Genomic DNA, 9,165 nt, shown 5'->3' with positions numbered 1-9,165 from the left:
CACCGTGAATGCCTCGACCAGCATCACGCTGTTGAATGTGCAAAGGGCCGATCTGGTCGCGGACGACTTCCTGTTCATCTGAACCGACAGCCCCCCACACCAACAGGCCCCCCGCAATGCGGGGGGCCTGTCACTGTCCGGGCAGGCCAGATCAGCCGAAGAGAAAATCCGACGCGTCCAGCACATCCTGCGACACGCCTTGCAGGATCACCGTATTGCCATCCCCCCGCAGCCGCGTCCCGGCGGCCACCGTGTCTATCTTCAGATCGTCCAGCCCCTGGATGCCTTTCCAGTCGATGCGGATCCGGTCGGTGCCGTCGGTATAGTCGGTCACCACATTGCGGCCCGAGAACCGGGTGAAGATGAACAGATCGGCCCCTGCGCCGCCTTCGAGCGTGCTGTTGTTGCCGCCGAACAGCCGGTCGTCGCCATTGCCGCCATAGAGCAGGTCGCCATTGCCATACAGCCGGTCATTGCCCTTGCCACCGAACAGCCGGTCGGTGCCTGCCCCGCCATAAAGCGAGTCATTGCCTTTGCCGCCATACAGCCGGTCGTTGCCGTCATTGCCTTCGAGCCAGTCCTTGCCGGCATCGCCATAGATGCGGTCGGCGCTGTCGCCCCCTGTCAGCCGGTCGTCGCCATCGCCGCCATAGATGGTGTCATTGCCGCGCCCGCCTGCGACCGTGTCGCGGCCCGCGCCGCCGAACAGCCGGTTGCTGCCGCCCTGGCCCAGCAGGTTGTCGTTGCCGTCGCCGCCATAGAGCCAGTCGTTGCCGGTGCCGGCGCGCAGCCAGTCATTGCCCTTGCCGCCGTCCAGCGTATCGTTGCCGCTGCCGCCGAACAGGCTGTCATGGCCATCGTTGCCCAGGATCCGGTCGCGTCCGCCGCCGCCTTCCAGCCAGTCGTTGCCACCCGTGCCCAGGATCAGCTCGTTCTCGGCGATCCGGTCCGAGGATTGCACGAAGCCTTCGCCCAGGATCACCGACTGGAACGGGCTTTCCGCGCCATCGACGAGGATCCCCGCCACCGAGGACAGGTCGGCATTGTCGATGTCGGTCGCTTCGAGCAGGACAGTGCCGGTGTCGCCGGTCAGCACGATGCGGTCCAGCGCCAACCCGTCGATGGCCGTCAGATCGGCGGGGCCGCCCTTTTCCAGCCGGGCCACCTGATAGAGCACCGCCAGCAGGGCGCCGAAATCGGCCGGAAACGTGCCTTCGGCCGTCAGGGTCAGGCCGGGCAGGCGCAGGGTGGCGGTGCTGTCTGTCACCGACCAGGCCAGCAGCAGGCGGCTGGTGTTCGACACCTCCATCCCGGTGATGCCAAAGGCGGCAAGGTCGGAAAACAGCCGTGCGCGCTGTGCGCCGTTCATGTCGTCGAGATCGTCGATCCGTTCCAGATAGCCCGCAAGGCGGAACAGGTCGGGAAAGCTGGCCGGCAGGCTGCCGGTCACGGCCAGGCTTTCGCCGCCGCTGGTCAGTGTATAGCCGGTTTCGGAAAAGCTGATCGTGGCCAGCGCGCTGCCATTGCGGTCCAGCCGCAATTCGCTGAACCGGCCCTGGGCCAGGCCCTCGTCGATGGCCTCGGCCAGCGCCTCGATGCTGGACACCGGGCCGATGCCCGACCCGGCCAGCGTCAGGGCCCAGTCGGCCCGGTCAAAGCGCGCCGACAGCACGATGCGCGCCGCCGACAGCTCGCTGAGCGTGGCGTCGTTGTCATCGAGATAGTCGAAGAAATCGTCGATCCGGTCGGCATGGGGATAATGCAACTCGTATCCCGCCTTATCGGCCCCGATCCGGGCAAAAAGCGCGTCCAGATAGGGGGCGATCGCGGTGTTCACATTCAGAATGGTCATTGTGTCCTCCAACAATGCCGGGGATAGTGACGCCACGGATGGACAAGGGCAAGGGCGGTTCACGAAAGTGCAGAATTTCCGGGGCCTTGGCCTGTCCCTCGTGCTGGCGGGGCTGGGGTTGGCGGGCTGTGCGCCCTGCGCCGATTGCCGGGTCGATGCCGTGCTGGGCCAGGACCGCCGCGCCCTGGCGGATCCGGCCCTGCGGGCGGCGGCGGCACAGTTCCTGGGGGATGCGGCAGGGCCTGGCCGTCCGGGCGACGCGGGGCCGGGCAGCGGCACCTCATCGGGCCTGCCGCGGTTCCGCATCGACCCGGATGTTCTGGGGCCCGACAGCACCACCCCCTACCGGCTGGCACGCAACCGCCAGATCGCGCTGCGCCTGGGCCATGAGACGGCGCTGGGGCGCGGGCTGGCGCTGGACAGCGGGATACGGGTCGGGCTGGGGCACAGCGTCTATGACCTGCCGCAGGGCATGGGGGTGCTGAGCGATCCGGCGCGCATCGGCTTTGCCAGCCTGTCGGTGATGCCCGAGGTCTCGCTGGTCCAGCGCATTCCGCTGGGCGCGCTGGAGGGGCGGCTGCGGCTGGGCGGCGGCTGGCAGGTGGCGCGCAGCCGCACCACGGTGCGATCAGCGCTGCTGGATGTGCGCCATACCGGCACCACCCGGCGCGGCACGGTCTGGCTGGGGGCCGGGCTGGCCGATCCGGCGCGCGGGATGGAGCTGACCGGCGAGGCGCGGGTGAACCAGGGCGGCAGCCCGGAATTCGGGGCGGAACTGCGCCTGCGGCTGGACCGCTGAGGGCCGCTGCCCCCGGTTCAGCCCTGTGCCGCCGGTTCGTCCTGTGGCGGCGGGGCGCTGCGGGTCTGCTGGTCCACCAACTGGCGGATTTCGCCGGTCATGCGCTGGATCGTCGCCTGGGCCAGCGCCAGCGCCTGGCGGTTGTCCGACAGCCGGTCCATCCGCCGCACCGCCTGGACCAGTTCACGTTCCAGCGCGGATTTTTCCGCCTCGGCGGCCTTGCGCAGGGTGACGATCTGGTGCTCCAGCGTCGCGCGTTCGGTGCTGACCGCCTGTTCGACGGTGGACAGCCGCACCAGCTCTGACTGGCACAGGCCGATATTCTCGGCCATCAGCCCGTTGGTCTGCTGCAAGGCGGCGTGCTGATCGCGCAAGGCCGCCAGTTCGGCCTGGACCCGGCCCGTCGTTTCGGTGGCTGCGGCCTGGGCCTGTTGCGCCTGCGCCAGTTCGCGTCGGGTATTCTCCAGCGCCCTGACGCTGTCGCGCAGGGGGGCGAGTTCGCGTTCCAGCGCGGCCTTCTCGCTTTCCAGCCGCGCGGTTGTGCGGGCGGCGGTCTGTTCGGCGGCTGTCAGCCGCACCAGTTCCGATTGCAGCGTGCCCGCATTCTCCGCTGTCAGCAGGGTGGTCTGCTGCAAGGTGGCCTGGCTGGCGCGCAGCGCGTCCAGTTCGGCCCTGGCGCTGTCGCGCAGGGCGGCGAGTTCGCGTTCCAGTGTGGCGTTTTCCGCCTTCAGCCGGGCGGCTGTGCGGGTGGCGGCCTGTTCGGCGGCCGTCAGCCGCACCAGTTCCGATTGCAGCGTGCCCAGGTTTCCGGCCAGTTCGGCATTGTCGGTCTGCAACCCCTCGCGGCCCTGTTCGGTGGCCTGCAAGGCCCCGGAAATTTCCTGCTGGCGCCCAAGCAGCCGGGTCAGTTCGGCAAAGGCGGCATCGGGGACATGTCCTTCGGGCCGGGGGTCGGGCAGCGGCAGGCTGGCCGCCTCGAAGGCCAGGGCCGTGCCCCTGGCGCGGTCCAGACCGGCAAAGGCTTGCCGGGCCAGCACGATATGCAGCGCCGAGGGGGCGGGCAGCCCGCCGGGGGCCTCTGCCGTGACCTGGTCGGGGTCGAGCCCGGCCCAGCGGGCCAGGTCGCACAGCCCTTCGGCGTCGGGCTGGTCCAGAAGGCCGGCGGGCACCAGCAGCATCCGCCGCCGGTTGCCCCGGTGCAGCGCCAGAAGCGCCTCGGTCTGTTCCACCCAATCCTCCAGCGCCGGGCCGGGATCGCGGCCTGCGGCCATGGCGGCCAGCAGCCAGTCCTGCCAGCCGGCGTGCACCACCACGATCCGCCCGTCCGTCTCCAGATAGGGGGCGGCGCTGGCGGCCAGCGGGGCTGTCAGGGGGTGGACCTGCCCCGACCAGTCGGGGCAGCGCGCCGCCAGGGCGGTGGCCAGGGACTCGGGCGGGGTTCCGGCAAGGCAAAGGAACGTGACGGTTCCGGGGGGGGCGGTGCGTGTTGGCATCTGGCTGTTCCGGGACCTTCGGGTCAGGCTTCGATCAGGGCGCGCAGGGCGGCGACATGCGGGGCGACGGGGGTGCCGCGGGTTTCGACGTTCAGCCGCAGCACCGGCTCGGTGTTCGAGGCGCGCAGGTTGAAGCGCCAGTCGGCAAAGGACATTCCCAGCCCGTCCATCGTGTCGGTGTGCAGCGCCGTCCCCTCATGGGCGGCGCGCACCCGTGCCACGGCAGCGGCCGGATCGGCAAGGTGAAAGTTGATCTCGCCCGACGAGGGAAAAGCCGCCTGCCGCGCCGCCACCAGATCGGCCAGCGGTACGCCGCGCCGCCCGATCAGTTCGGCCACCAGCAACCACGGGATCATGCCGCTGTCGCAGCAGACGAAATCGCGGAAATAGTGATGCGCCGACATCTCGCCGCCATAGACCGCCCCTTCGGCGCGCATCGCCTGTTTCAGAAAGGCATGGCCGGTGCGGGTCTGCACGGCGCGGCCCCCGGCGCGGGCCACGACATCCTGGGTGTTCCAGATGATGCGCGGGTCGTGGATGATGGCGGCACCGGGTTCCTTGGCCAGAAAGATCTCGGCCAGCAGCCCCACGACATATTCACCGTCGATGAACCCGCCCCGATGGTCGAAAAAGAAACAGCGGTCGAAATCGCCATCCCAGGCCACGCCCATATCGGCCCCGGCGGCCACCACCGCCTGCGCCGTGACCGGGCGGTTTTCCGGCAGGAGCGGGTTCGGAATGCCGTTGGGAAAGCTGCCATCGGGGGTGTGGTGCATCCGTTCGAACCGCAAGGGGGCCCCGCGGGCGGCCAGTTCGGCGGCAATGGCATCAAAGCTGGGGCCTGCCGCGCCATTGCCGGCATTGACCACGATGGTCAGCGGCGCCAGCGCCGCGACATCGACAAAGGACAGCACGCCTGCGACATAGGCCGCGCGGGCCTCTGTGCCCACGTCGCGCCGGGTGCCGCCGGGCCGGGCCGGGCCAAAGGCATCCGCCTCGGCCAGGGCCTTGATCCGGGCCATGGTGGTGGCCGGATCCAGCGGGGCCGACCCCTGGCCCACCATCTTCATGCCGTTCCAGTCCATCGGATTGTGCGAGGCGGTGACGCAGATCCCGCCATCCGCCCCGAAATGCGTGGTGGCGAAATACATCTCTTCGGTGCCGGACAGACCCAGATCCAGCACTTCGACCCCTTCGTCTTCCAGCGCGGCGGCCACGGCCTGCGCGAGCTCTGCCGAAGAGGCGCGGGCATCGCGGCCCAGCACCACGCGGCGGGCCTCCAGCGCGCGGGCAAAGCCGCGCCCGATGCGCGCCGCGATGCCCGCGTCAAGGTCGATGCCCAGGCGCCCGCGGATGTCATAGGCCTTGAAGCAGGTCAGCGGCTGTTCTGTCATTTCCGATCTTCCCGTGATACGGGCTGAATTTGGACGTAAGGGCCGGACAAGGCAAGCAATCTGTCCGGGGCCGCCCGACCGGGTCGCGCCCGGCGGCCTGCGGGCCACAGCGGGCGTAGCGGGGGCAGCATGACGGGAACAGCGCAGCGCAGGGCCGGACCTCCGGCGATCGGGGTTCTGGGGGCGGGGGCCTTTGGCACGGCGCTGGCCATGACCCTGGCGGCGGCAGGGCAACCCGTTGTCCTGTGGGGCCGTGATGCGGCGCGGATGGCCGGGATGGCCGCCACACGGCAGAACGCCGCCCATCTGCCGGGCATCCGCTTTCCCGACACCCTGACCGTCAGCGCCGCCATCCCCGAGGCGATCCGGCCGGGGGCGCCGCTGTTGCTGGCGGTGCCGACCCAGGCGCTGCGCGGTTTTGTCGCCGAACACCGGGCGGCCTTGCAGGGCCATATGCTGGTGCTGTGCTGCAAGGGGATCGAACTGGGCACCGGCCTGTTGCCGTCCCAGGTGGTGGCGGCCGAACTGCCCGGCGCGCGGGTGGCCGTGCTGTCGGGGCCAAGCTTTGCCGCCGATCTGGCCATCGGCAAGCCCACCGCCCTGACACTGGCCACGCTGGACCCGGCAGGGCCGGAGGTGCAGGACCGGCTGTCCACCCCGGCGCTGCGGATCTATCTGGGCGCCGATCCGCTGGGGGCGCAACTGGGCGGCGCGCTGAAGAATGTGATCGCGATCGCCGCCGGGGTGGTGATGGGCGCGGGCCTGGGCGAAAGCGCCCGTGCCGCGCTGGTGACGCGCGGCTTTGCCGAACTCCTGCGTCTGGCCATGGCGCGGGGCGCGCGGCAGGATACGCTGTTCGGCCTGTCGGGCTTTGGCGATCTGATGCTGACCTGTTTTTCGGCGACCTCGCGCAACTACAGCCTGGGGCTGGCGCTGGGGGCGGGTCTCCCCCCGGCCACAGGCGTGACCGTCGAGGGGGCGGCGACGGCCCGGGCGGTCGCGGCGGCCACGCCGGGGCAGGATCTGCCGGTCCTGCATATGGTGGCGGCCCTGTTGCGCGGCGATGTGGCCCCCGCAGAGGCCATGGGCCAGTTGATGTCGCGCCCGCAGAAACGCGAAGGCTGGCAAGATTGACAAGCGCGCATGGCGTGATCTAGTCCCGGTCTGTCCCTGCGGTTGCAGCGGGGCCATCATGGAACAACGGGGAGACGGCGCATGAAACTGGTCCTTCACATTGGCGGATCCGGCACCGGCGGCCTGCAATCCTGGCTGGCGGCGCGGCGCACCGAACTGACCGCCCAGGGCGTCTGCCATCCCGATATCTTCGGCGCCGCCGATCATGCCGGGCTGGTGCAGTTCGCGCTGACCCGTGGCCAGCTCGAGGCGATGCCGCCCGCTGCCCGCCCCTTTGCCGATGCCGAGGCGCAGAACGCCTTTCGCAAGCGGTTGCGCGCCCGGGTCGCCGAGACGGTGGCCCAGGGGACAGGCGTCCGGGCCTGGCTCCTGTCGGATGCCGATCTGTTCCGCAGCCTGCACACCGACACCATGGTTGACCGGGTGCGCGACCTTCTGGGCGCGCATTTCACCGAGATTGCCGTTTTCCTGCATCTGCGCCCCCAGACCGGCCTGATCGGCGCCGAGGCGCTGGCCATGGCACAGGCGGGCCTGCCGGTCAGCCAGGCCACGATGGCCGCGCGGATGCTGGGGTCCGAGGCCGCGCATCTGGATGCCGACCGTCTGGTCGCGCGCTGGGAAAAGGTGTTCGGGGCAGAAAACGTGCATCTGGTGCCCCATGTCCGCGAACCTGCCATTGCCGAACATCTGATGCTGGCGCTGGGGGTCAGCCCCACGCCGCTGGGCCCGCTGCCGGCCGAAACCGAGGCGCCGGGCTGGCGGGCGCTGGCGCTGGCCAATGCCGTCACCCAGGGCGGCGGCCAGGCCATGCAGGCGGCCTTGCCGCTGGCCGATCTGCCCGCCACCGAACCGCTGCGCCCCGATGCCGCGCTGGCCGCCGAGCTGCGCGCCCGCTATGACCGCGGCAATGCCGCGCTGATCAAGCGCCGCCCCGATCTGCGGGCCGGTGACATGGAGATGGCAACCGAAGGCACCGCCACCCTGCCGCTGGTGGAAACGCCCTGCCTGTTCGCCGAGCAACTGGTCGCCCTGGTGCGGCGCAATGCCCATGACCTGACGCTGGAACGCTATGCCCGGCTGCTGGCCGAAAGCCGTCAGGCCATTGCCGAAGGCCGCCGCGAGGATGCCGCTGCCCTGTTGCCCGCGCTGGATGCGCTGGCGGCCAGGCTGAGCGCGCTGGCCGATCCGCAGGCCGGGGCAGAGGCTGCCGTGGCCCCGCCCGCCCCAGCGCCCGGTCCCGAGGCCAAGGCGAAACCCGCCAAGCCCAAGCCCAAGACCAAACCGGCCGAAGGCGGCACGGACAAGGCCGCAGGCAAACCGGCGCCAAAGAAACCCGCAGCGGGTGCCTGACCTCTGTCTGCCCGGCCAGAGGGTGCCATGATCCGGATCTGTGTCCTTGGCGCCTGGCAGCACCGGCAGCCCCTGGCCTATGCGCCGATCCAGGCCGCCTGCGCCGACCGCATCGCGCTGGTGGAGGATCCGGCCCGCGCCGATCTGCTGGTGGTGGCCCATCCGCTGGATCTGGATCAGCAGGGGCTGCGGCTGGGGCGGCTGATGGCGGCGCGGCCGGGGCTGCGGCTGGTGCTGCTGTCGGAAGAGCCCTTCTGGGATACGGTCTGGAACCCCGATCCCTTTGCCCGCTGGCTGGACTGGCCGGGCCCCGAGGCGCCGCTGCCGGTCAGCGTGATCAGCCACGAGACCACGGCGCTTTATGACTTTGACCGCATCCCCTATTTCCTGCTGACCGATCCGCGCTATCTGGCGCATTACCGCCCGCTGGTGGCACGCAATGCCCGGCTGCGCCCGGCCGACTGGGCGCGGCATTTCGGCCAGCCCTTGCAGGATGCCGCCTTCATGGCGGCGCGGCGGCGCGATCCGAAATTCTCGCCAGCCTGGCCGGCGCGCGATGTGCTGGGCCTGTGCCTGTATCGGTCAACCCTGGCGGCGGCCACCCGCAAGGGGCAGGTGCTGCGCCATGGCAAGGGCTGGGCCCCCGGCCCCCCCCGGCAGGAACTGGCCGACTGGCATGCCGACAAGCTGGACAGGCTCGACATGGCCTTTCGTCATGTCTCGGCGCTCGAAAACACCCATCAGCACAGCTATGTGTCGGAAAAGCTGCTCGATGCCTTTGCGGTGGGGGCGATCCCGCTGTACATGGCCGGTCCCGGCCACCGGGTGGACCGGCTGGTGCCGCGCGGATCCTGGCTGGATCTGTGGGGCCAGGCGGCCGAACAGGGGATCGACCCGACCCTGCCCCCCGATGCCGCCCGGCTGGAGGCCTATGCCGAGGCCCAGGCCCGGCTGCATGACCTGCTGTCCGACCCCGAGGCCGAAGCGCGGGAACTGGACCGCTTTGCCTGCGCGCTGGTGGCCGAACTGCGGGGCGTGCTGGGCTGATCGGGGAACGCTGCCCGGAGGGATCCGCGGGCCGGGCCGTCGCATCGGTACCGTGGACGGGAATGGCCCTTGCGCAATATGGCCCATCTGTCGCAC

Annotated in this window: 7 protein-coding genes; 4 read left to right on the top strand and 3 right to left on the bottom strand. The window is 70.4% G+C overall.

Annotated features, from left to right (window positions below):
• Positions 1–151: 151 nt before the first annotated feature.
• Positions 152–1,852, bottom strand: coding sequence for a calcium-binding protein (locus BW970_RS17555; protein ID WP_076533877.1), 1,701 nt, complete (start codon positions 1,850–1,852; stop codon positions 152–154).
• Between BW970_RS17555 and BW970_RS20800 the strand changes: the two genes are divergently transcribed.
• On the top strand, positions 1,830–2,651 hold the full coding sequence (locus BW970_RS20800) for a hypothetical protein (RefSeq protein WP_159441463.1): 822 nt from the start codon (positions 1,830–1,832) through the stop codon (positions 2,649–2,651). The two genes, BW970_RS17555 and BW970_RS20800, sit on opposite strands and share 23 nt — an antisense overlap.
• Positions 2,652–2,668: 17 nt before the next feature.
• On the opposite strand, the gene BW970_RS17545 is transcribed toward BW970_RS20800, so the two are convergent.
• Entirely contained in the window at positions 2,669–4,144 is a 1,476-nt protein-coding gene (locus tag BW970_RS17545) for a coiled-coil domain-containing protein (RefSeq protein WP_076533874.1), read from the bottom strand.
• Between the two features lie 23 nt (positions 4,145–4,167).
• Complete coding sequence (locus tag BW970_RS17540) at positions 4,168–5,538, bottom strand: phosphohexomutase domain-containing protein (RefSeq protein ID WP_076533872.1); 1,371 nt, start codon at positions 5,536–5,538, stop codon at positions 4,168–4,170.
• 129 nt (positions 5,539–5,667) lie between these two features.
• Here BW970_RS17540 and BW970_RS17535 point away from each other — a divergent pair, with 129 nt between their 5' ends.
• From BW970_RS17535 to BW970_RS17525, 3 genes are all read left to right on the top strand, one after another.
• Positions 5,668–6,672, top strand: coding sequence for an NAD(P)H-dependent glycerol-3-phosphate dehydrogenase (locus tag BW970_RS17535; RefSeq protein WP_076533870.1), 1,005 nt, complete (start codon positions 5,668–5,670; stop codon positions 6,670–6,672).
• A gap of 81 nt (positions 6,673–6,753) precedes the next feature.
• Positions 6,754–8,022, top strand: a complete 1,269-nt coding sequence (locus tag BW970_RS17530; protein ID WP_076533869.1) for a hypothetical protein — start codon at positions 6,754–6,756, stop codon at positions 8,020–8,022.
• Positions 8,023–8,049: 27 nt separating this feature from the next.
• Positions 8,050–9,069, top strand: a complete 1,020-nt coding sequence (locus BW970_RS17525) for a glycosyltransferase family 10 domain-containing protein (RefSeq protein ID WP_076533867.1) — start codon at positions 8,050–8,052, stop codon at positions 9,067–9,069.
• The last annotated feature ends 96 nt before the right edge of the window (positions 9,070–9,165 follow it).

The sequence above is a fragment of the Gemmobacter megaterium genome (assembly GCF_900156815.1).
GTDB classification, from domain to species: Bacteria; Pseudomonadota; Alphaproteobacteria; order Rhodobacterales; family Rhodobacteraceae; genus Wagnerdoeblera; species Wagnerdoeblera megaterium.
This window is presented reverse-complemented; position numbering and strand designations above follow the sequence as displayed.

Excerpts from the sequence above, each read along its gene's own strand:
- BW970_RS17555 (WP_076533877.1), bottom strand. The coding sequence starts at position 1,852 with ATGACCATTCTGAATGTGAACACCGCGATCGCCCCCTATCTGGACGCG.
- BW970_RS17545 (WP_076533874.1), bottom strand. The coding sequence starts at position 4,144 with ATGCCAACACGCACCGCCCCCCCCGGAACCGTCACGTTCCTTTGCCTT.
- BW970_RS17540 (WP_076533872.1), bottom strand. The coding sequence starts at position 5,538 with ATGACAGAACAGCCGCTGACCTGCTTCAAGGCCTATGACATCCGCGGG.
- BW970_RS17535 (WP_076533870.1), top strand. The coding sequence starts at position 5,668 with ATGACGGGAACAGCGCAGCGCAGGGCCGGACCTCCGGCGATCGGGGTT.
- BW970_RS17530 (WP_076533869.1), top strand. The coding sequence starts at position 6,754 with ATGAAACTGGTCCTTCACATTGGCGGATCCGGCACCGGCGGCCTGCAA.
- BW970_RS17525 (WP_076533867.1), top strand. The coding sequence starts at position 8,050 with ATGATCCGGATCTGTGTCCTTGGCGCCTGGCAGCACCGGCAGCCCCTG.